The organism is Streptomonospora nanhaiensis (assembly GCF_026642255.1).
In the GTDB taxonomy this organism is placed as follows: Bacteria; Actinomycetota; Actinomycetes; order Streptosporangiales; family Streptosporangiaceae; genus Nocardiopsis; species Nocardiopsis tropica.
Genome location: NZ_CP113264.1, coordinates 1,600,099 through 1,619,970 on the forward strand (window position 1 = coordinate 1,600,099; position 19,872 = coordinate 1,619,970).

At 72.6% G+C, this 19,872-nt stretch carries 19 protein-coding genes and 3 tRNA genes; 15 read left to right on the top strand and 7 right to left on the bottom strand.

What is annotated here, in order from left to right:
* Window positions 1-204: 204 nt before the first annotated feature.
* The 4 genes from nadD to OUQ99_RS07080 all read left to right on the top strand — a co-directional run bounded on the left by nadD (window position 205) and on the right by OUQ99_RS07080 (window position 2,084).
* Window positions 205-858: a nicotinate-nucleotide adenylyltransferase gene (gene nadD / locus OUQ99_RS07065; protein WP_267948628.1), complete on the top strand. Its 654-nt coding sequence runs from the start codon at window positions 205-207 to the stop codon at window positions 856-858.
* A 17-nt stretch (window positions 859-875) separates the two neighbouring features.
* Entirely contained in the window at window positions 876-1,274 is a 399-nt protein-coding gene (rsfS, locus tag OUQ99_RS07070; RefSeq protein ID WP_267948629.1) for a ribosome silencing factor, read from the top strand.
* Between the two features lie 37 nt (window positions 1,275-1,311).
* Window positions 1,312-1,935 (top strand): histidine phosphatase family protein, encoded by a 624-nt coding sequence (locus tag OUQ99_RS07075; protein ID WP_267948630.1) that lies wholly within the window; start codon window positions 1,312-1,314, stop codon window positions 1,933-1,935.
* Window positions 1,936-2,011: 76 nt separating this feature from the next.
* Window positions 2,012-2,084 (top strand) — tRNA-Ala (locus OUQ99_RS07080).
* A gap of 217 nt (window positions 2,085-2,301) precedes the next feature.
* Here OUQ99_RS07080 and OUQ99_RS07085 read toward each other — a convergent pair.
* On the bottom strand, window positions 2,302-3,546 hold the full coding sequence (locus OUQ99_RS07085) for an epoxide hydrolase family protein (RefSeq protein ID WP_267948631.1): 1,245 nt from the start codon (window positions 3,544-3,546) through the stop codon (window positions 2,302-2,304).
* Between the two features lie 63 nt (window positions 3,547-3,609).
* On the opposite strand from OUQ99_RS07085, the gene OUQ99_RS07090 reads away from it, so the two are divergent.
* Window positions 3,610-4,587, top strand: coding sequence for a helix-turn-helix transcriptional regulator (locus OUQ99_RS07090; RefSeq protein ID WP_267948632.1), 978 nt, complete (start codon window positions 3,610-3,612; stop codon window positions 4,585-4,587).
* Between the two features lie 159 nt (window positions 4,588-4,746).
* Window positions 4,747-5,385 (top strand): dihydrofolate reductase family protein, encoded by a 639-nt coding sequence (locus OUQ99_RS07095; RefSeq protein ID WP_267948633.1) that lies wholly within the window; start codon window positions 4,747-4,749, stop codon window positions 5,383-5,385.
* A gap of 61 nt (window positions 5,386-5,446) precedes the next feature.
* Here OUQ99_RS07095 and OUQ99_RS07100 read toward each other — a convergent pair whose 3' ends face one another.
* Window positions 5,447-7,069: a glycoside hydrolase family 13 protein gene (locus OUQ99_RS07100; protein WP_267948634.1), complete on the bottom strand. Its 1,623-nt coding sequence runs from the start codon at window positions 7,067-7,069 to the stop codon at window positions 5,447-5,449.
* Window positions 7,070-7,180: 111 nt separating this feature from the next.
* On the bottom strand, window positions 7,181-8,203 hold the full coding sequence (locus OUQ99_RS07105; protein ID WP_267948635.1) for a LacI family DNA-binding transcriptional regulator: 1,023 nt from the start codon (window positions 8,201-8,203) through the stop codon (window positions 7,181-7,183).
* A 220-nt stretch (window positions 8,204-8,423) separates the two neighbouring features.
* Between OUQ99_RS07105 and OUQ99_RS07110 the strand changes: the two genes are divergently transcribed.
* Genes OUQ99_RS07110 through OUQ99_RS07120 form a run of 3 tightly spaced genes read left to right on the top strand, consistent with a single transcriptional unit; the run spans window position 8,424 to window position 11,532 of the window.
* Window positions 8,424-9,731, top strand: coding sequence for an ABC transporter substrate-binding protein (locus OUQ99_RS07110; protein ID WP_267948636.1), 1,308 nt, complete (start codon window positions 8,424-8,426; stop codon window positions 9,729-9,731).
* Window positions 9,732-9,787: 56 nt separating this feature from the next.
* Window positions 9,788-10,633 (top strand): carbohydrate ABC transporter permease, encoded by an 846-nt coding sequence (locus OUQ99_RS07115; RefSeq protein ID WP_267950281.1) that lies wholly within the window; start codon window positions 9,788-9,790, stop codon window positions 10,631-10,633.
* Entirely contained in the window at window positions 10,633-11,532 is a 900-nt protein-coding gene (locus OUQ99_RS07120) for a carbohydrate ABC transporter permease (protein ID WP_267948637.1), read from the top strand. Before OUQ99_RS07115 ends, OUQ99_RS07120 begins: the two co-directional genes overlap by 1 nt.
* 187 nt (window positions 11,533-11,719) lie before the next feature.
* Here OUQ99_RS07120 and OUQ99_RS07125 read toward each other — a convergent pair whose 3' ends face one another.
* Together OUQ99_RS07125 and OUQ99_RS07130 are read right to left on the bottom strand one after the other, a co-directional pair.
* Window positions 11,720-12,883, bottom strand: a complete 1,164-nt coding sequence (locus OUQ99_RS07125) for an alpha-hydroxy-acid oxidizing protein (RefSeq protein WP_267948638.1) — start codon at window positions 12,881-12,883, stop codon at window positions 11,720-11,722.
* A gap of 268 nt (window positions 12,884-13,151) precedes the next feature.
* Window positions 13,152-14,909 carry an ABC transporter ATP-binding protein gene (locus OUQ99_RS07130; RefSeq protein WP_267950282.1) on the bottom strand — a complete coding sequence of 586 codons (1,758 nt, stop codon included), beginning with the start codon at window positions 14,907-14,909 and terminating at the stop codon, window positions 13,152-13,154.
* A gap of 138 nt (window positions 14,910-15,047) precedes the next feature.
* Between OUQ99_RS07130 and OUQ99_RS07135 the strand changes: the two genes are divergently transcribed.
* A complete protein-coding gene (locus OUQ99_RS07135) occupies window positions 15,048-15,647 on the top strand; it encodes a TetR/AcrR family transcriptional regulator (protein ID WP_267948639.1) in 600 nt (199 codons plus the stop codon).
* A gap of 75 nt (window positions 15,648-15,722) precedes the next feature.
* Here the strand turns inward: OUQ99_RS07135 and OUQ99_RS07140 are convergent, their stop codons facing one another.
* Window positions 15,723-16,016, bottom strand: a complete 294-nt coding sequence (locus OUQ99_RS07140; RefSeq protein WP_267950283.1) for a GroES family chaperonin — start codon at window positions 16,014-16,016, stop codon at window positions 15,723-15,725.
* 154 nt (window positions 16,017-16,170) lie between these two features.
* Here OUQ99_RS07140 and OUQ99_RS07145 point away from each other — a divergent pair.
* Together OUQ99_RS07145 and OUQ99_RS07150 are read left to right on the top strand one after the other, a co-directional pair.
* Window positions 16,171-16,243 (top strand) — tRNA-Ala (locus tag OUQ99_RS07145).
* A 425-nt stretch (window positions 16,244-16,668) separates the two neighbouring features.
* Window positions 16,669-18,054, top strand: coding sequence for a CoA transferase (locus OUQ99_RS07150; RefSeq protein ID WP_267948640.1), 1,386 nt, complete (start codon window positions 16,669-16,671; stop codon window positions 18,052-18,054).
* Between the two features lie 66 nt (window positions 18,055-18,120).
* Here the strand turns inward: OUQ99_RS07150 and OUQ99_RS07155 are convergent, their stop codons facing one another.
* Window positions 18,121-18,327, bottom strand: a complete 207-nt coding sequence (locus OUQ99_RS07155) for a hypothetical protein (RefSeq protein WP_267948641.1) — start codon at window positions 18,325-18,327, stop codon at window positions 18,121-18,123.
* Window positions 18,328-18,507: 180 nt separating this feature from the next.
* Here OUQ99_RS07155 and OUQ99_RS07160 point away from each other — a divergent pair.
* The 3 genes from OUQ99_RS07160 to OUQ99_RS07170 all read left to right on the top strand — a co-directional run bounded on the left by OUQ99_RS07160 (window position 18,508) and on the right by OUQ99_RS07170 (window position 19,816).
* Window positions 18,508-18,580 (top strand) — tRNA-Ala (locus OUQ99_RS07160).
* 398 nt (window positions 18,581-18,978) lie between these two features.
* Entirely contained in the window at window positions 18,979-19,350 is a 372-nt protein-coding gene (locus tag OUQ99_RS07165; RefSeq protein ID WP_267948642.1) for an ArsR/SmtB family transcription factor, read from the top strand.
* Window positions 19,343-19,816, top strand: coding sequence for an SRPBCC family protein (locus OUQ99_RS07170; protein ID WP_267948643.1), 474 nt, complete (start codon window positions 19,343-19,345; stop codon window positions 19,814-19,816). The genes OUQ99_RS07165 and OUQ99_RS07170 overlap by 8 nt, the downstream gene beginning before the upstream one ends.
* The last annotated feature ends 56 nt before the right edge of the window (window positions 19,817-19,872 follow it).

Below are 19,872 nucleotides of genomic sequence, written 5' to 3' on the forward strand. Positions count from 1 at the left end.
TGGCCACGGTTTCGACCTTCGAGATATGACGCGATTGCCGGGGTGCTCCGACACGCCCGGGAAGCAGGCCGAGAAGGTCGCGGTTGTTCCGTTGAAGGGAACAAAACGGGAGGAAGAGGCCGCCGAAGGTGCCCGTCGTCGGCTAACCTCGGTTGGCCGATCCCGGCAAACACGACCCACGTCCACGGCGAAACGGAGCGCACAGTGGCGCACGAGGCTCCAGGCGTCCTCCCAGGTGAAGGCCTCCCTCCACGGCGGAGCGGCGCCGGCCCCACCAAGGTCGGCATCATGGGCGGCACCTTCGACCCCATCCACCACGGGCACCTCGTGGCCGCCAGTGAGGTCGCCCACCTCTTCGGCCTCGACGAGGTGGTGTTCGTGCCCACGGGGCAGCCCTGGCAGAAGGACCCGGCCAAGGTGACCCCCTCCGAGGACCGCTACCTGATGACGGTCATCGCGACCGCGGAGAACCCCCAGTTCCGCGTGGACCGTGTCGAGATCGACCGCTCGGGGCCCACCTACACCCTCGACACCCTCCGCGAGATGCGCTGCAAGTACGGTCCCGAGGTGGAGCTGTACTTCATCACCGGGGCCGACGCGCTGGGCGCCATTCTCAGCTGGCACAACGTCGACGAACTTTTCGATCTCGCGCATTTCGTAGGCTGTAACCGTCCCGGTCACCATCTCAGTGACTCAGGACTGCCCGAGGGCAAGGTCTCCCTGGTGGAGGTCCCCGCGCTGGCGATCTCCTCGACCGAGTGCCGGGAGCGGGTCCGCAAGGGCGAACCCATCTGGTACCTGGTCCCCGACGGCATCGTTCGCTACATCCACAAGACCGGGCTCTACCGGGACAGCTGAAAGGCAGCAAGTACAACGTGACAGCCACCGACAGGGCTCTTGAGCTCGTCAGGGTGGCGGCCGAGGCCGCCTCCGACAAGCTCGCCCAGGAGATCATCGCCTACGACGTCAGCGAGCAGCTGGTCATCACCGAGGCGTTCGTGCTCTGCTCGGCCCCCAACGACCGCCAGGTGCGCTCGATCGTCGACGAGGTCGAGGACCAGCTCCGCCTGAAGGGCGGCGTCAAGCCGCTCCGGCGCGAGGGCGAGCGGGACGGCCGCTGGGTGCTCCTGGACTACGCCGACATCGTCGTGCACGTCCAGCACGAGGAGGAGCGCGGCTACTACGGCCTCGAACGGCTGTGGAAGGACTGCCCCGAGATCGAGCTCCCCGAAGGGGCGCGCGGAGCCGAGCGCACCGCCCTCGACGAGCAGTAACCCTTTCGGACCCACCCCGAGCGGAGAGAAACACCCTGTGAGCGACACCCCTCGCGTGCTGTTCTGGCGGCACGGACGCACGGCCTGGAACGTGGAGAACCGCTTCCAGGGTCAGACCGACATCGAACTCGACCAGGTCGGCCACGCCCAGGCCCGGCGGGCGGGCGGCCTGCTCGCCTCGCTCGGCCCCGACGTCATCGTCGCCTCCGACCTGAAGAGGGCCGCCGACACGGCCGGGTACCTCAGCCGCGCCACAGGGGTGCCCATCGAGTTCGACAAGGGACTGCGCGAGCGGTTCGGGGGGTCCTGGGAGGGGCGGACGGGGGCGGAGCTGTCCGCGCGCTGGCCGTCCGAGCACGCTCGGATGGCCATCCCGGACGGGGAGCCCATCTCCGAGGTCGGCGACCGCATGCGGGCGGCCGTCGACCGGGGACTGGCCAGAACCCCGGCCGGGGGACTGCTCGTGGTGGTCAGCCACGGTGCGGCCGTACGCATCGGGATCGCCCGCATGCTCGGCATCCCCGACGAGCAGCGCGAGATCCTGGGCCCCCTCAGCAACTGCTCCTGGTCGGTGCTCCAGGAGCGCCGGGGGCAGTGGCGGCTCATGGAGCACAACGCGGCGAGCCTGCCCGAACCCGTGGTCCTCAGCGACGACGCCTGAAACCGTTTCGACGTTCTCGCCGGATTCCGCTATGGTTCTGGGAGTCGTGAGGGCGAAAGCCCCCCGACTCCCACACGGGGCTATGGCGCAGTTGGTAGCGCGCCTCCATGGCATGGAGGAGGTCTGGGGTTCGAATCCCCATAGCTCCACGGACTGAGGACGATCCTGCTCGCGCGTGACCGCGCTCGCCGGGTCGTCCTTCGTGTTTGCCGGGGGGAGACCCCCCGAACCCCCCGAGGCACCCCCCCTGGGGTTGGGGTCGCGGTGATCGGCGGGGCGGCGGTACCGCACCTGTCGGCGGTGACGCCCGTCCGGCCGTGGCGGGTCCCCTCGGGGCCGCGGGAAGCGGCCCCGGGGGGACCGGGGTCAGGGCAGCGCCCGGAAGAACGCGCGGACGTCCTCGACCAGGAGCTCCGGCTCCTCCATGGACAGGAAGTGGCCGCCCCGGCCGAGCTCGGTCCACCGCACCACGTGGTGGTCCCGCTCCGCCCAGCGCCGCACGGTCACGTCCTGCGCGGAGACCAGCACCCCCGTCGGCACCGTCCCCCGCTCGGGGGCCCAGCCGCCGGCCTCCCAGCCCCCGTCCGCCCCCCCGTCCGCCCCCCCGTCCGCCGTCTCCCCGCTGTCCCATCCGCTCGCGGAGTCCTCACCCCAGGAGCTCGCGGACATCTCCTCGTAGTAGATCTGCGCGGACGAGCCCGCCGTGCCGGTCAGCCAGTAGAGCGACACGCACGTGAGCATCCGGTCGCGGTCGAGGGCGGCCTCGGGCAGGGCCTCCTCCGGCTCGCTGAGCTCCTTGAACTTCTCCACCATCCAGGCGAGCTGACCCACGGGCGAGTCGTTGAGCCCGTAGGCCACCGTCTGGGGGCGCTTCGCGTTGCACTGGAGGTAGCCGTCGTTGTAGTCCTGCATCGACTTCCACCGCTCCTCCTCCACCCCCGTCAGGCCCTCGGTGTCGCCCTCCGCGACGGGGAACGTGATCATGGCGTTGAGGTGCACCCCGAGGACCCGCTCCGGCGCCTGCCTCCCCACCTCGGGGGCGACCCACGAGCCCGTGTCGTAGCCATGGACGCCGTAGCGCTCGTAGCCGAGCCGCGACATCAGACCGACCATGACCCCGGCCATCCTGGCCGCCCCCATCCCGGGACCGGCCAGCGGCGTGGAGGGGCCGAACCCCGGCAGGGACGGGACGACCAGGTGGAACGCCTCCGCCGGATCGCCCCCGTGGGCGCGCGGGTCGGTGAGCGGACCGATGACGTCCAGGAAGTCGGTGACCGCCCCGGGCCAGCCGTGCAGCATGAGCAGCGGCGTGGCGCCGGGCTCCGGCGAGCGCACGTGCAGGAAGTGGAGGTTCTGCCCGTCGACGACGGTGGTGAACTGGGGGTGGGCGTTGAGCTCCGCCTCGCAGGCCCGCCAGTCGTAGGCCGAACGCCAGTACTCGGCCAGCTCCCTCAGGTATCCCACCGGGACGCCGCGGTCCCAGCCCACCCCCGGGACCTCGTCCGGCCACCGTGTGTTGCCCAGCCTCTCCGCGAGGTCGGTCAGCTGCTCCTGCGGAACCTCCATGCGGAAGGGCCGGATCTCCTGCTGGTCCTGCTCCGTGTTCGTCATGGGTGGAAGCCTAGGAACCGGTTAGGTCGGATCCGTTCCCAACCGGAGGGGAGAATCGGATCCATGGCAGAAACCTCGACGCGCCTGCTCGCGCTGCTCTCGCTGTTGCAGGCCCACCGCGAGCGGTCCGGCGCCGAGCTGGCGGAGCGGCTCGGCGTCACCGCGCGCACGATCCGCCGCGACGTGGACCGCCTGCGGGGGCTCGGCTACCCGGTGCACGCGACCAGGGGCACCGCCGGGTACCGGCTGGGGGCCGGCGCCGCGATGCCGCCGCTGCTGCTCGACGACGAGGAGGCCGTCGCCGTGGTGGTGGGCCTGCGCACCGCCGCCGACGGCTCCGTCAGCGGCGGCGAGGAGGCCTCGCTGCGCGCGCTCGCCAAGCTCGAACAGGTCCTGCCCCCGCGTCTGCGCAGCCGGGTCGACACCCTGCACGGCGCCACCCTGCGGGCCGGGGCGGAACCTGGGCCGACCGTGTCACACGAGACGCTGATGGCCGTCGCCGAGGCCTGCCGGCGCAGGGAGCTCCTGCGCTTCGGCTACACGAGTCCGCGCGGGGGTCCGACGGTCCGGACGGTCGAACCGCACAACCTGGTCAGCTTCGGCCGGCGCTGGTACCTGGTCGCCTTCGACACCGACAGGCAGGACTGGCGAAGCTTCCGCGTGGACCGGCTCACCCCCCGGACCCCCACGGGCCCCCGGTTCGTCCCCCGCGAGCCTCCCCACGGCGACGCGGCCGCCTACCTCGCCCGTCAGCTGTCCTCGGAGACCTGGCCCTTCCGCGCCGTCGTCAGGCTGCACGCCTCCTCCGAGGTCGCCGCCGACCGCGTGTGGCCGGGCATGGGTGTCCTGGAGGCCGTCGACGAGCACAGCTGCCTGTTCCACGTGGGCTCGGAATCCCCCTCCGACCTGGTCTGGATGATCACGTCGGTGGGATTGGACTTCACCCTGGTCAGCGGCCCGGGCGGACTTGTCGACGCCTTCCGCGACCAGGCCGCCCGCTGCACGGCCGCGGTGGAGGACGGCCCGTCCCGGGCGCGGTGAGGCCCCCGGGGCAGGGGTCTCCAGGCGCCGGCGGGCCCCCGCTCGAGGCGCCGGGGGCGGCCTCCGTGTCGTCCCCTTCGGCATGTCGGGGCCCTGACCGGCGGAACGGCGTCATGATGGAGACGGGAACGGGGGCCGGTCGGCGGGACAGGAGAGACCATGGAACTCAGCGTCAACACCTTGCTCAGCCTCGACGGCGTGATGCAGGGGCCGGGTGCGCCGGACGAGGACACCAGCGGCGGCTTCACCAGGGGAGGCTGGCTGGTCCCCCACGCCGACGAGGACATGGGCCGGATCGTGGACGGGTGGTTCGCCGCGGGGGAGGCGCTGCTGTTCGGCCGCTCCACCTACGCCATGATGCGCGACTACTGGCGGGAGGTCACCGACCCCGGGGACCGGGTGGCCACGGCGCTCAACAGCCGTCCCAAGTACCTGGTCTCGACCACCGCGGGCCGGACGGGCGCGGACTGGGGCGACACCACGCTCATCGCCGAGGACGTCCTCGGGAGCGTGCGGGCGCTCAAGGAGCGCCCGGGCGGCGAGATCCAGGTCCACGGCAGCTGGCGGCTCGCCCGGGCCCTCCACGCGGCCGGGCTGGTCGACGTGTTCCGCCTGCTGGTCTTCCCGACGGTCGTGGGAGACGGCAAGCGGCTGTTCGACGAGAGGACGGAGCCGCTCGGCTTCACCGTCGAGGGGAGCGCCGCCACGCCCGCCGGGCTCCTCTCGCTCACCCTGCGCCCCGCGCCCTTCACCACCGGCGGCTTCGGGGTCGTGGACGGGCGTGAGACGGTCCTCTGACGGGGGCCGCCGCGTGCGGCGCCCGCACCGGCCGGGGGCGGGTTCCGCGGGCGCCCGCCCCTCAGACCCGGCGCAGCCAGACCGCGGCGTCCCCGGGAAGCCGCCCGTCCAGTTCCGTGCTGGCCACCAGCACCTCGCCGGGCGGCAGCTCCACGGGCTCCCGGCCCGTGTTGACCAGGACCAGTACCCCGGGCCCCCTCCAGAAGGCCAGCACCGGGCCCAGGTTCAGCGTGTCGTCCCAGACCAGGGTCCGGTCCGCGCAGAAGTCCGGGCGGTGCGCCAGAGCCCTCCGGTACAGGTTGAGCACCGAACCGGGGTCCCCGGACTCGGCCTCCACGGACCACCGTCCCCAGCCCTCGGGCTGGGGGAGCCAGGAGCCGCCCGCACCGAACCCGTACGAGGGGCCGTCCGGGGTCCACGGCAGCGGTACCCGGCACCCGTCGCGCCCCTTGTCGGTGCGGCCGCTGCGCTCCCAGCGGGGATCCTCCAGGGCTTCGGCGGGCAGGCCGGCCGCCTCGGGCAGGCCCAGCTCCTCGCCCTGGTAGACGTACGCGGACCCGGGCAGCGCCAGCTCCAGCAGTGCGAGCGCCCGGGCCCGCCGGGTCCCCAGCTCCAGGTCGGGCTCGGGGTCGCGCCCGTCCGAGAGCAGCCACGTCCCCTGGTCGGTCCCGCGGGGCAGTCCCAGCACCGACACCGGGCGCACGACGTCGTGGTTGCCCACCACCCACGTGGGCGCCGTGCCGACGTGCGCGGCGTCCGCGATCGACGCGTCGATCACGCGGCGGTAGGAGTCGGCGTCCCACTCCGTCCTCAGGAAGTCGAAGTTGAACGCCTGGTCGAGCTCGTCCGGCCGGGTGTACAGCCGCCGCCGGTCGCCGGGCAGCCACACCTCGCCCACCGTGGCCCGGGGCGGGTCGAACTCCGCCAGCACGCGGCGCCAGTCCCGGTACACCTCGTGGACCCCGGGCCGGTCGAGGAGCGGGTGGTCGGGGTTGGCCGCGATGTCCTCGAACCGGCCGCCGTCCACCAGGACCAGGTCGCGCAGCGGCTCGCGCAGGTCCTTGACCAGTGCGTAGGCGACGTCGATGCGGAACCCGTCCACCCCGCGACCGCTCCAGAACCGCAGGATGCCCCGGAACTCCTCGCGCACCCTCGGCTCGTCCCAGTTCAGGTCGGGCTGCTCGCGCGCGAACAGGTGCAGGTACCACTGGCCGTCCTCCACGCGCGTCCACGCCGGTCCGCCGAACGTCGACCGCCAGTTGGTCGGGGGGAGCCCGCCGTCCTCGCCCCTGCCGTCGCGGAAGACGTACAGGTCGCGCTCGGACGAGCCGGGGCCGGCGGCCAGGGCGTCCCGGAACCACGGGTGCTCCTCGGAGGTGTGGTTGGGCACGATGTCGACCATCACGCGCAGGCCGAGTCCGTGCGCGGCCGCCACCATCGCGTCGAAGTCCTCCAGGGTGCCCAGCCGCGGGTCCACGGCCCGGAAGTCGGACACGTCGTACCCGCCGTCCGCCCACGGGGAGGCGTAGAACGGCGACAGCCAGATCCCGTCCGCGCCCAGGTCGGCGATGTGACCGAGCCGGGCGGTGATGCCGGGGAGGTCACCGACCCCGTCCCCGTCGGAGTCCGCGAAACTGCGCGGGTAGATCTGGTAAAGGACCGCGTCGCGCCACCACTGCTGCATGGTTCCCCTTCGCTGATCGGGTGTTCGGGCCGTCGTGCGGGTCGTCGGCGGGCCGTGCGGGCGCCCCGCCCCGGCGCGCTCACGCCGTTGCCCCGCCCCCGGGGACCGGGGTCAGGTGGACAGCCCGCGCGCGCCCCGGGGGGCCGCGGTGGACTGCCGGAGGATGATCTGGGTGGGCATCTCCACGTGCGTGTCGGTCCGGGCCTTCCCGTCGAGGATGCCCACGGTGAGCCGTCCGGCGGCCAGGCCGGTGTCGTAGGGGGCCTGGTCCACGGTCGTCAGGTCCAGGACGGCGGCGGCGTCGTGGTTGTCGAACCCCATGAGGGAGATGGAGCCGGGCACGCGGACCCCCGAGCGCCGCAGGATCCGGTGCGCGCCCATCGCGATGTCGTCGAACTCGGCGAGCACCGCCGTGGGCGGGTCCTGGTCGGACAGGAGCTCTCCCATGGCGAGCTCGCCCCCCGCGTGGCCGGTCGCCTTGCCGACGCTCCAGGGCGCCAGGCCCGCCGTGGCCATCGCCGCCCCGTACCCCTCGAGCCGGTGCCGGGAGCTGGTGCTGGACCACTCCTCCCGCCGGGCCCCGATGTAGGCGATACGGGTGTGCCCCAGGTTGAGCAGGTGCCGGGTGGCTCCGGCGGCGCCCGCGCGGTCGTCGATGTACACGCTTGCCCGTCCCGGGACGCACTGGCCCACGAGCACCACGGGCACCCCGACGTCGTCCAGGCGGTGGCACTCGTCCTCGGACAGGTCCATCGACACCGTGACGACGGCGTCGGAGTTGCGCCGGAGGGGGAGCGCGCGCGTCCAGCCCTCGCGGGCCCGGGTCTCGCCGACCTGGTACACGAGCATGTCGAGGTCCGCCTCGCGCAGCGCGTCGCTGACCCCCGACAGGACCACCCCGAAGAACCACGGCTGGAGGAAGGGGACGACCACCGCGACCCGGCCCGTGCGGCCGGTGACCAGGCCCGAAGCGTTCCGAGAGACCACGTAGGAGAGTTCGTCCGCGGCGCGCTGGACGCGCAGGCGCACGTCGGGGGCGACACCGGGGGCGCCGCGCAGGACACGGGAGACCGTCGAGAGCGAGACGCCCGCCCGGTGGGCGACGTCCCGCATGCTCGCGGGTTGGCTGGACATGCTGCCTACGTTAAGAGTGTGGCCCGTGTCATGGCAACGTTTTCAACGAGTCTGCCGACACGAGGAACGCCATTCCCCCTGTAGCAGGCAGATCCGGATAAGTTTTGTGTTGACTGGATCACATGGCGGTGGCATCGTTTTCGCACGACCCCGGGGGGATGACCCAGGACACACTCGACGGCGCGCGCCCGGCCACCGCCCGGCGCGGAAGGAGAGAGTCATGTCAGAGCTTTCACGCCACAAGAGGTACGCGGTGCGCACCGGTGCGGCGGGCCTGGCCGCACTCGGCCTGACACTGGCCACCGCGTGCGGAACGCCTCCGGGGGAGGGGTCGGAAGAGGAGGGGGAGAGCGCGGGACTCGCCGAGGACCCGCAGTTCGTGTGGGCGGTCACCGGCGCCGACCGGCAGGTCCACGAGGAGGTCGCCCGCCTCTGGAACGAGAGGAACCCCGACCGGCAGGTCGACATCTTCTTCCTGGCGCCGACCGCGGACGAACAGCGGCAGGCCATGTTCCAGGACCTCCAGAGCCAGGCCGGGGAGTTCGACGTCCTCGGCCTCGACGTCATCTGGACCGGCGAGTTCGCCGACTACGGGTACATCGAGAGCCTGGAGGACCTGAGATCCGAGGTCGACGGCGTCAGCCTGGACGGCGCCGTCGACAGCGCGCAGTGGCAGCAGGAGCTGTACGCGCTCCCGTACTCCTCCAACGGAGCGTTCCTCTACTACCGCACCGACCTCGTCGACGAGCCCCCCGCCACGTGGGAGGAGCTGTACGAGACCGGCACCGAGGCCGCCGAGGAGGCCGGCATCTCCGGCTACGTCGGCCAGGGCGACCAGTACGAGGGGCTCGTCGTCAACTTCCTCGAGCTGTACTGGTCCGCGGGAGGGGAGCTGTTCGACGACGCCCAGTCGCAGAGCACCTTCCTGGAGGGCGACGCCGCCACCACGGCGCTGGACTTCATGACCGAGGCCTACGACAGCGGCTTCTACGCCGAGGGGTTCGACTCCATGGTCGAGGACGACGCACGCGCCCTCTTCCAGGCCGGCGAGGCCGTGTACATGCGCAACTGGCCCTACGCCATCCCGCTCCTGGAGGGCGAGGGAGGCGAGGAGAGCGCGGTCGCCGACGACTTCGCCGTGGCGCCGCTGCCCACCTTCACGGGCGAGGGCACGACCAGCGCGCTCGGCGGGCTCAACAACGCGGTCAGCACCCTGAGCGAGAACAAGGACCTGGCCCGCGAGTTCGTCCTGTGGGCGGCCACCGATCCCGAGGCCCAGGACATCCTGGCCACCAACAGCCTGCCGCCGACCATGCAGAGCGCCTACGAGGACACGGAGGACCCCCACCTGGAGGTGCTCGGCGAGATCCTCGGCGACGCGCACGCGCGTCCGCCGGTGCCGGGATACAACTCGATGTCGCTGGTCATGCAGGAGAACCTGCACGCCGCCTACCTGGGGCAGGAGGACCCGGCCGCGGCCCTGGAGGCCGTGGACCGGTCGGCCGACGAAGCCCTAGAGCAAGAGTAGGTCCGATGGCGAAGACCCAGAGCGTCAGTACGCGCCGCGGCCTGGGCGAGCGGGCGATGGGCAGGATCTTCCTCGCCCCGTCGTTCGCGTTCATGGCCGTCATCGCCCTCTTCCCGGTGTTCTACGCGATCGGGATGAGCCTCTACAGCATCCGCGGATTCCACCAGGAGTTCACCGGGTTCGACAACTACGCGCGGGTCCTGACCGACGCGGGGTTCTTCAACGCGGTCGGGAACACCCTGGTCTTCACCGTCGCCTCGGTGTCGTTGGAGTTCGTCGTCGGTATGGCGTTCGCGCTGATCATGCACCAGGCGTTCGTCGGCCGCGGCCTGACCCGCGCGGTCATCCTCGTGCCGTGGGTGATCCCGACGGCCGTCGCCGCCCAGGTGTGGCGGTACATGTTCGACCACAACCCGGGCTTCGTGAACTCGGTCCTGGGCACGGACGTCAACTGGCTGCGCGACCCCGCGTGGTCCATGGTCGGCATCATCAGCGCCGACGTGTGGAAGACCGCTCCGTTCGTCGCCCTGCTGCTCCTGGCCGGGCTGCAGACCATCCCGAAGGACTACTACGAGGCGGCCAGGGTCGACGGCGCCACCGTGGTCCAGCGGTTCTGGTTCATCACCCTGCCCCTGCTGAGGCCGGCGATCGTCGTGGCCCTGCTGTTCCGCACGGTGGACGCGCTGCGCATGTTCGACTTCGCGTACGTGTTCGCCGGGTACTCGAACTCGCTCGCCACCCTGTCCGTGTACGCCCAGCGCTTCCTGGTCGCCGAACCGGAGCTGGGCTACGCCAACGCCCTGTCCACCGTCACGTTCGTCATCGTCATGATCGTCGGCCTGGCCTTCATCAGCCGCATGGGCCGCCACATGGTCGGCGACGTGGCGCGGAAGGAGAAGTGATGACGGCCGAGACGGTGAAGCCGAGCGGGCCGGTCCACCGGCCGCGCCGCAGGACGCACCCGGCGGTGGTCAACGCGCTCAAGCTGCTGGGCCTGCTCCTGGTGCTGGGCTGGTGCCTGTTCCCGTTCCTGTGGATGGGGATGACCAGCCTCCGGTCGGGGTCGGTGGCGCTCACGGACCCGAACATCTTCCAGGGGCCGTTCAGCCTGTCCAACTACGAGCAGGTCTTCGACCTCGGGTTCCAGTTCGCCCTGCGAAACTCGCTCATCGTGGCGGCGGTGACCACGGCGATCTGCATCCCGGTCGCGTCCCTCGCCGGCTACGCGCTGGCGCGCCTGCCCATGGCGGGCAAGTTCGCGCTGCTGGCGGCCACCCTGGTGGCCACGCTGTTCCCGCCTGTGGCACTGGTCAACCCGCTGTACCAGGTGTACCTGAAGCTCAACCAGTGGACCGGGATCAACCTGCTCAACTCCTACGCGGGCATGATCATCCCGTACGTGGCGCTGACCCTGCCGCTGGCGATCTTCATCCTCGCCACCTTCTTCGCGGGCATCCCCCGGGAGATCGAGGAGTCGGCGAAGGTGGACGGGGCCACCCCGTTCCAGGCGTTCCTGCGCGTGGTGGCGCCGCTGGCGGCGCCGGGCGTGGGCGCTGCCGCCATCCTGACGTTCGTGTACTCCACGAACGAGTTCCTGCTGGCCTTCTCCTTCGCGCCGCGCGACCTGAACGTCCAGACCGTGCCGGTGTTCGTGGGAACGTTCGAGCGGGTCGGCTACGAGAATCCGATCGGCCAGATCATGGCGGCGTCGGTGCTGGTCTCGGTACCGCTCATCCTGTTCGCCCTGGTCCTGCAGCGCCGGATCGTGGCGGGCCTGACCTCGGGGGCAGTGAAGGGCTGACGGCGGCGGGGAGTGGCCCGGGGAGCAGTCCAGGACCCCGGTCCCCTCCCGCCGCCAGGCCCTCCGGGGGAGGGGCGGGAGGCCGACCGCCACGGCGCCGCCGCGGTCGGCCGGAGCCGGGACGTGCCCTCCGCACCACTCCTTCGGCGCCCCTCCCGGACCCGCACCGCCCGTCCGGGGCCGGGACTCACCGGCGGGTGACGTCGTCGCGGTCCAGGTCGGCGGCGTCCCTGCCCATCAGCTCGGCCGTGATCTGCAACTCGGCCAGGACCGCGCGCAGCACGTGCTCGACCCCCGCCGCCCCGTCCACGGCCAGGCCGTAGACCCAGGGGCGTCCCAGCAGCACCGCCCGGGCGCCCAGCGCCATCGCCACGGCCACGTCCGCGCCCGAGCGCACCCCCGAGTCGAACAGCACCGCGGCCCGGTCGCCGACCGCCTCCACCACCTCGGGCAGGGCGTCCAGGGCCGCCACCGCGTTGTCGACCTGGCGGCCCCCGTGGTTGCTCACCACGAGGCCGTCCACGCCCGCCTCCACCAGCTCGATCGCCTCGTCGCCGCGGACGACGCCCTTGACCAGGACCGGCAGGTCGGTCCAGTCGCGGATGCGCGCGATGTTGTCCGTGCTCAAGGACCTGCTCGCGAACGCCCCGAGGAAGTGGAACACCGCTTCCGTGAACACCCCGCCGGGCTCCGGGTCGGCCTTGAGCCGGGAGCGGAACTCAGGGTCGCTGAAGTAGTTCGCCATGCCCTGGCTGCGCAGGAACGGCAGGTGGCCCAGGGCCAGGTCGCGCGGCCTCCACCCCAGCCTCTTGGTGTCGGCGGTGACCACGATCGCCTTCGCGCCCGCCGCGGTCGCCCGTCGCACGAACGACTCCGCGAGCGCGTCGTCGCCGGGCCAGTACAGCTGGTACCACCACGTGTCGGCCGCCTCCGCGACCTCCTCCATGGGCGTGGACGCGGCCGTGGACAGGACCATCGGCACGCCCAGGGCGTTCGCGCCCCTGGCCACGGCCAGTTCCGCCTCCCCGTGGACCTGCTCCAGGACCCCGACCGGGGCGGTGAGCAGCGGGGTCGGGTAGCGCTCCCCGAACAGGGTGACGCCCAGGTCCCCGGCGTTCTCCGCGCCCGGCCGCAGGCTGCGCGGGCGGAGCGCGTACCGGGCGAACGCCGCCACGTTGGCGTCGGCGGTGCGCTCCCGGCCGGCGCTCCCCTCCACGTAGCCGAAGGGCCCCGGCTCCATGGCCTTCTCGGCCAGGTCGCGCAGGGCCTCGTGGTGGTAGGGCAGGCGCGGCAGGTCGCCGTTGGTCGCGTCGGCGTAGACGCCGTCCTGGTACTGGGCGAAGTGGCTCATCGTTCCCTCGCTGGCGCCGGGGGCGCCCGGTGCGCGCGCCGCGGTCGGCGCACGGGACGGACAGGGAGGCCCGGGCCGTGGGGGAAGGGCCCGCGGCCCCGGGCGGTCGAACCGTTCGCGCCGTCCGGCTCACGGAGGATGCTACCGGGCGCCCGGGTGACGCACGTCACCCGGGCGCCCGGTGTTCACCGCGCCGCGCCGAACCCGAGCGGCGCCGCCGCCCGGCCGGAGCTCCGCCCGGTCCCCGTGGCGGGACCGGCCGCGCGGCTCAGGACGAGCCGACCGGGAGCCCCTCGTCCAGGACTCCGCCGTCCCCCGCCTCGGAGATGTGCAGCGCGGCGACCAGCTCCCGGTAGAGGGGGTCCCGGTCCAGCAGCTCGCGGTGCGTGCCCCGGGAGCGGACACGGCCGTCCTCCATCAGGACGATGCTGTCGGCGTGGATCACCGTCGACAGCCGGTGGGCGATGGTGACCACGGCCTTCCGGTCGGCGTGGCGGCGCAGGCTCTCCGTGATCGCCGCCTCCGTGATCGCGTCCACCTGCGAGGTGGCCTCGTCCAGCAGCAGCACGTCCGGGGAGCACAGCAGGGCGCGTGCCAGGGCGATGCGCTGCCGCTGCCCGCCCGAGAACGACGTGGCGTCGAGCTGGGTGTCCAGGCCCTCCTCCAGGGCGTCGACCTTGTCCGCCAACCCGACCTCGTCCAGGACCCGGCGCACGTCCTCCTCCGAGGCGTCGGGCCTGCTGAACAGCAGGTTCTCGCGGACGGTCCCGGGGATCACCGGGGTGTCCTGCTCGACGTACGCGAAGTGGCCGCGCACCTGCCTGGGGGTGAGCGACGGGTAGGGCGTCCCGGCCAGCGCGAGCTCCCCCTCCACCGGTTCGAGGAAGCGCAGCAGCAGCGAGAACACGGTGGTCTTGCCCGCGCCCGACGGTCCGACGATGGCGGTGTGCCCCCGCCGGGGGATGCTCAGGTCGACCCGGTCCAGCGCGGCCTCGGCTCCGGGGGCGTACCGGGCGGTGACCCCGCGCAGCTCCAGCAGCGCGTCCCCGGCGCCGTCGGGGTCGGCGAGCGGGACGTCGGGTCCGTCGGAGGACGGCTCGAGGGGGATGGCCTCGACCTCGCGGATGCGCCTGGCCGCGGCCACGCCGGACTGGAGGGTGGTGACGCTCTGGGAGAGCTCCATGACCGGGTTCATCAGCGTGAACGCGTAGAGCAGGAACGCGATGAGGGAGGACACCTCCATCGCGCCGGAGGTCACCCGCAGGGCGCCCACCCCCAGGATGGCGATGATCGAGATCTGGATGCCGCCGTAGGCGATCGTCCAGGCCACGGCCTCGCGCCTCACCGACCGCACCCCGTGGTGCGCGGCCTGCCGTGCGTGCTCCAGGATCTGGCCGCCGAGCCGGTCCTCGGCGCGGCTCACCTTGACCGTGCGCACGGCGCGCAGGGCGCCGTCCAGGACGCCGCCCATGAGTCCCAGCGAGTTCTGCGCCTTCTCCTGGGCCTTGGCGATGGCGGGCATCAGGGTGAGGAACAGGATCGTGACGACGAGCACGGCGGTGAACGTGACGGCGAGCAGGACCAGGTCGAGCACCCCCATCATCACCAGGGTCCCGACCAGCAGGACACCGCCGTTGACGAGGCTGATGATGCTGCTGGAGGCGGCCTCGCGCAGGAGCACCGTGTCGGAGGTGGCCCGTGTGACGAGTTCGCCCGAAGGGCGCCGGGACATCGGGATGAGGGCGGCCCGGAAGTAGCGGCGCACCAGGGAGGTGCGGGCGTCGAGGACGACCTTCTCGGCGACGGTGCCGAGGAGGATCCAGTGCCACAGGCCGAACCCGATGCCCAGGGCGAACAGCCCGAGCAGGAGCGAGATGGGCACCACGAGGCTGCCCGCGTCGGCGACGGTGTCCAGGACGAGCTTGATCACCATCGGGTTGGCGAGTTCGAGCGCCGACCCGAGCAGCGCGAGCACCAGTCCGAGGGCGAGCTTCCGCCGGTGCGGGTGCACGAACGACCACAGCACCCGGAGCTGGGCGAAGCGGGGCTCTTGCGTCCCCGGCGAGGAGTCGGTTAATACCGTAGATCGTTCAGTCATGCTCTAAATTAGGTCATATGTGACCGATTATTGTCAACCAAGTACCGACAAGCCTAGGATGTTGGCATGGTGAACAGCGCTCCCTCAGAGGAAGAGACGAGGACACGCGCGCGCACCCGGCGCGCGATCCTCGAAGCGGCCGTCCAGGTCCTCGGCGAGAACTCCGCGGCCCCCCTGTCGCAGGTCGCCAGAGCCGCGGGGGTCGCCCGCAGCACCCTCCAGCGCTACTTCCCCGAACGCGCCGACCTGACGAGCGCCCTGGGGGAGTACGCCGACGAGCTGATCACCGAGGCCATGCAGAGGGCGCGCACCACCGAGGGGACCGGTCTGGAGGCCTTCCTGCGCCTCGTGCCGGAGTACTTCGCGCTCCAGAAGGTGATCATGCTGGCGTTCGGGCAGGAGGAGGATCTCACCGAGGGTTCCGAGGAGGAGTGCGGGGAGGCCGACCTCGCGCTCACCGCCCTCATCGAACGCGGGCACGCCGACGGCAGCATCGACCCCGCGATCTCCGCGAGCTGGATGCAGCAGTTCCTGTGGGCGGGGCTCTACTCCGGGTGGTCCTACGTCAACACCGGGGAGGTCTCCGCGTACGAGGCGCTCAACCTCTGCGTGCTCTCCCTGGAGAAGGTGGCCGCGAACCCGGCCGCGAACGGCGGGCGCGGCTGACGCCCGCCGTTCGGGCGGCCCCAGCGCTCCCCGCGGGCCGGGCCCTCGGCGCCGGCGCGGGGACGGGAGGACGGGTCAGAGGTACAGGCCGGTGCCCCGCTCCGGGGCCTCGTTGGCGACGGCGTGCACGTCGCGCTCGCGCAGGATCACGTAGCGCTCGCCGTTCAGCTCGACCTCGCCCTGCTCCTCCGGGTCGAAGAGCACGCGGTCCCCGGTCTTCACGTGCCGGGCGCCGGTCCCGGCGCCGACGACCTCACCCCACGCGAGCCTGGTCGCCAGCTTCACCGTGTCCGGGATGACCAGACCGGCACTGCTGCGCCGCTCGCTCCGGTCCACGACCGTCCGTACGAGGAGGCGGTCGTGGAGCATCTGGATCTCAAGCTTTGATTCGGCCACGACCCCAGGGTATTCGGCCCCGCACACGGCTATCCACCGGCCGCCCGCCCGCCCCGGCGTCCCGACCTGCCCCGGACCTCCGGTACAGTACTTCTATCGCCGAGCGGGGAAACCGCCCGGCACACCAGGGGCTATGGCGCAGTTGGTAGCGCGCCTCCATGGCATGGAGGAGGTCTGGGGTTCGAATCCCCATAGCTCCACGCGACTCTGGGACGACCCTGCTCGGAGGCCTTCGGCCTCCTCGCAGGGTCGTCTTCGTCATGTCTGGAGACCCCCCGATCCCCCCGAGGCACCCCCCCTGTGGTTGGGGCCGCGCTGATCGGCGGGGCGGCGGTGCCGGGCCTGTCGACGGGGATGCCCGGCCGCTTGGCGAAGGCGTTCCGCCCGGACGGCCCCGCGCCGCCCGATGCGCCCCCGGGGCGCTGGGCCGCCGACCGCGGGCCTCCCGTCGGCGCATGTGCTGTGGGCGACCCCGCATCCCGCGTTCGCCGCAGACGTTCCTGCTCGACGCACCTCGTCCCCCCACCGCGCATCCGGCCACGGTTCCGCCGACGTGGCGGGGCCCGGCACGGCCCCCGGAGCCCCTCCCGTACGGTGGTGAGCCTTCCGGAGAGAGGGGCGGTCGATGGACGGTGGACACGACGTCGCGGACGACGCCGCCCGGGCCATGGCGACGGACATCCTGGATTCGGGCCGGTGTCCCCCGCGCGCGGGACTGACGTTCACGGGAACGGGCGGACTCCCCTCGGTCTTTCCCGTCACGGAGTTCGCCGCCGCTTCCGTCGGCGCGGCCGGTGTCGCCGCCGCCGACCTGGCCTCGGCGGGCGACGGGCGCCGCCGGGACGTCCGCGTCGACCGGCGCCTGGCCTCGATGTGGTTCGCGTGGTCCCTCCGCCCCACGGGATGGCGGCCCCCCTCCCCGTGGGACGACGTCGCGGGCGACTACCGGACCTCCGACGGGTGGATCAGGCTCCACACCAACGCCGCCGCCCACCGTGCGGCGGCCCTGCGGGTCCTCGGCGTCCCCGGCGGGCGGGACCGGGTGCGGCGGGCCGTCGCCGAGTGGGACGGGGTCGAGCTGGAGTCCCGTCTCGTCGGGGCCGGGGGCTGTGCGGCCGTGATGCGATCGACGGCCGCGTGGGCCTCCGGTGAGCAGGGCCGGAGCGTGGCCTGCGAACCGCTCATCGCCTGGGAGGACGGCGACAGGTCCGAGACGGCGCCGGCCCTCGCGGGCGGGGCGCGCCCGCTGGAGGGAGTGCGCGTCCTCGACCTCACCCGGGTCCTGGCGGGCCCCGTGGCGACGAGGTTCCTGGCGCTGCTCGGGGCCGACGTCCTGCGCGTGGACCCGCCCTGGTGGGACGAGCCCGGACTGGTCCCCGAGGTCATGCTCGGCAAGAGGTCCGCCCGGCTCGACCTGCGCGAAGCGGGCCCGCGCGGGCGCCTGCTGGAACTGCTGGGGCGGTGCGACGTCCTCGTGCACGGCTACCGACCCGGCGCCCTCGACCGGTTGGGCCTCGGCGCGGACGTCCGTCGCGGGGTGCGCCCGGGACTGGTCGAGGTCGGCCTCGACGCCTACGGCTGGACCGGTCCCTGGAGGACGAGGCGCGGCTTCGACAGCCTGGTGCAGATGAGCACCGGCATCGCCGACGCCGCCATGCGCGAAGGAGGGCTGGACGCTCCGAAGCCGCTGCCGGTCCAGGCGCTGGACCACGGGACCGGGTGCCTGATGGCCTACGCCGCCCTGGAGGGGCTGAGGCGGCGGGTCGACACCGGTCAGGGCTCCCTCGCCCGGCTGTCCCTGGCTCGTACGGCCCTCCTCCTCGCCGGGCGCCGGGGTACGGGCGACCCCGGCCCGCTCGATCCGGAGGGCGACGGCGACCTCGCCCCGGGTGTCGAGGACACGTCGTGGGGGCCGGCCCGTCGGCTCCGAATGCCGCTGGAGGTGGAGGGCGTGGTCCTCGCGGCGCCGCGGCCGGCGGGGGCCCTGGGGGCGGGCGAGGCGCGGTGGTGACCGCCCCGCCCGCGGACGCGCCCCGCCCGCCCGCCGTCCCGGGGCCGTCCGAGGCGGTCTCCGACATCAGGGAGATCGCGGAGTCCTGACCCGTTCGTCGACGAAGGCGAGGAGGTCCGGATCGTCGGAGACCAGGCGGTCCACCTCCTCGCCCCCGTCGCACCTGCACAGGGCCACCGTCACCCGCGAGGCGGAGCGGTCCACCACGCGCCACACGGCGCCGTGGTCCTCCCACCGGGTCAGGACCTCCACCGGGTTCCGTTCGTCGCTCATGGTGCCATGATGCCCGGAACGCGGAGTCCGCCCCTCCCGCACGCCCAGCTTCCCGGGGCGCTTCGGGCGGCCGGAGGCCGGGCGGGCTCCCGTGACGCGCCGTGTGGGCCGCCCGACACCCCGCATGTTCACCCCACCCTTCCGCGTCCGATAGAATCGAACCGTTGCCGCACGGCACACGGGGCTATGGCGCAGTTGGTAGCGCGCCTCCATGGCATGGAGGAGGTCTGGGGTTCGAATCCCCATAGCTCCACGCGACTCTGGGACGACCCTGCTCGGAGGCCTTCGGCCTCCTCGTGGGGTCGTCTTCGTCATGTCTGCCGGGCCCCCCGAGGCACCCCCTGTGGCTGGGGTCGCGGTGATCGACTGGGCGGCGGTACCGCACCTGTCGACGGTGATGCCACCCGTCCGTCGCGGTCGTTTCCCGTACGGGCTGCTTGTGTCCCGTGTTCTCCGGGGCGATCCTGACCGCGCTCGCGGGGGCGCCTTCGTCATGTCTGCCGGGGGAGGCCCCCGCCCCCTCGAGGCATCCTCCGGGGCGGGTTCCTGTCGCCCGGCGGCCCTCTGAGAGCTCTCCCGCCCCTTGACCCGGGGTGTGGCGTCGGTCATAATCAACATAACGGTTGATCAACGAGAAAGTTGAATGCGCAGATGGCGAGCGACCCCCTGAGCCTCACATTCGCGGCGCTGGCGGATCCGACCCGCCGGGCGCTGCTGGCGAGGCTCGCGGAGGGCGAGGCGACCGTCAACGACCTGGCGGAGCCGTTCCCCATCAGCCTCCAGGCGGTGTCCAGACACCTGAAGGTCCTGGAGCGGGCCGGCCTGATCAGCCGCGGCCGCGACGCGCAGTGGCGTCCCTGTCGGCTGGAGCCCGCGTCTCTGGAGCAGGCGTCGGTGTGGATCGGGCGGTACCACGACCAGTGGGAGGAGCGCTTCGACCGGCTGGACGAGGAGATCCGCCGCATCCAGGACGCGCGGGGAACCGGAGACCGCAGCACCGAGGGAGAGAAGACCCATGAGTGACCTCACCGTGACCGTCGAGCCCGGTCGCCAGGACATCGTCATCACCCGCACCTTCGACGCGCCCAGGGACGTGGTGTTCAGGGCCATGACCGAGCCGGAGCACCTGGCCCGGTGGTGGGGGCTGGACGAGACCGACACGGTCGTCGACCGGGCCGAGGTGCGGCCCGGCGGCACCTGGCGGTTCGTCGAGAAGGCCGCCGACGGCGAGGAGTACGCCTTCCACGGGGTCTTCCACGACGTGGTCGCCCCCGAGCGCATCGTGCAGACCTTCGAGTTCGAGGGGATGCCGGGCCACGTGGCGATGGACACCCACATGCTGGAGGAGAAGGACGGCCGCACCCTCTACCGGGCGATCTCCGTGTTCCAGACGGTCGAGGACCGCGACGGCATGGTCAGCTCCGGCATGGAGGAAGGGCTGGCCCAGTCGCTGGACGCCCTGGAGGGGCTCGCCCGCGGCCTCGCCTGACGCCCGCCGGGCCGATCGGCCGGGCCCCGGAGGGCCCGGCCGATCCCGCCTGTGGA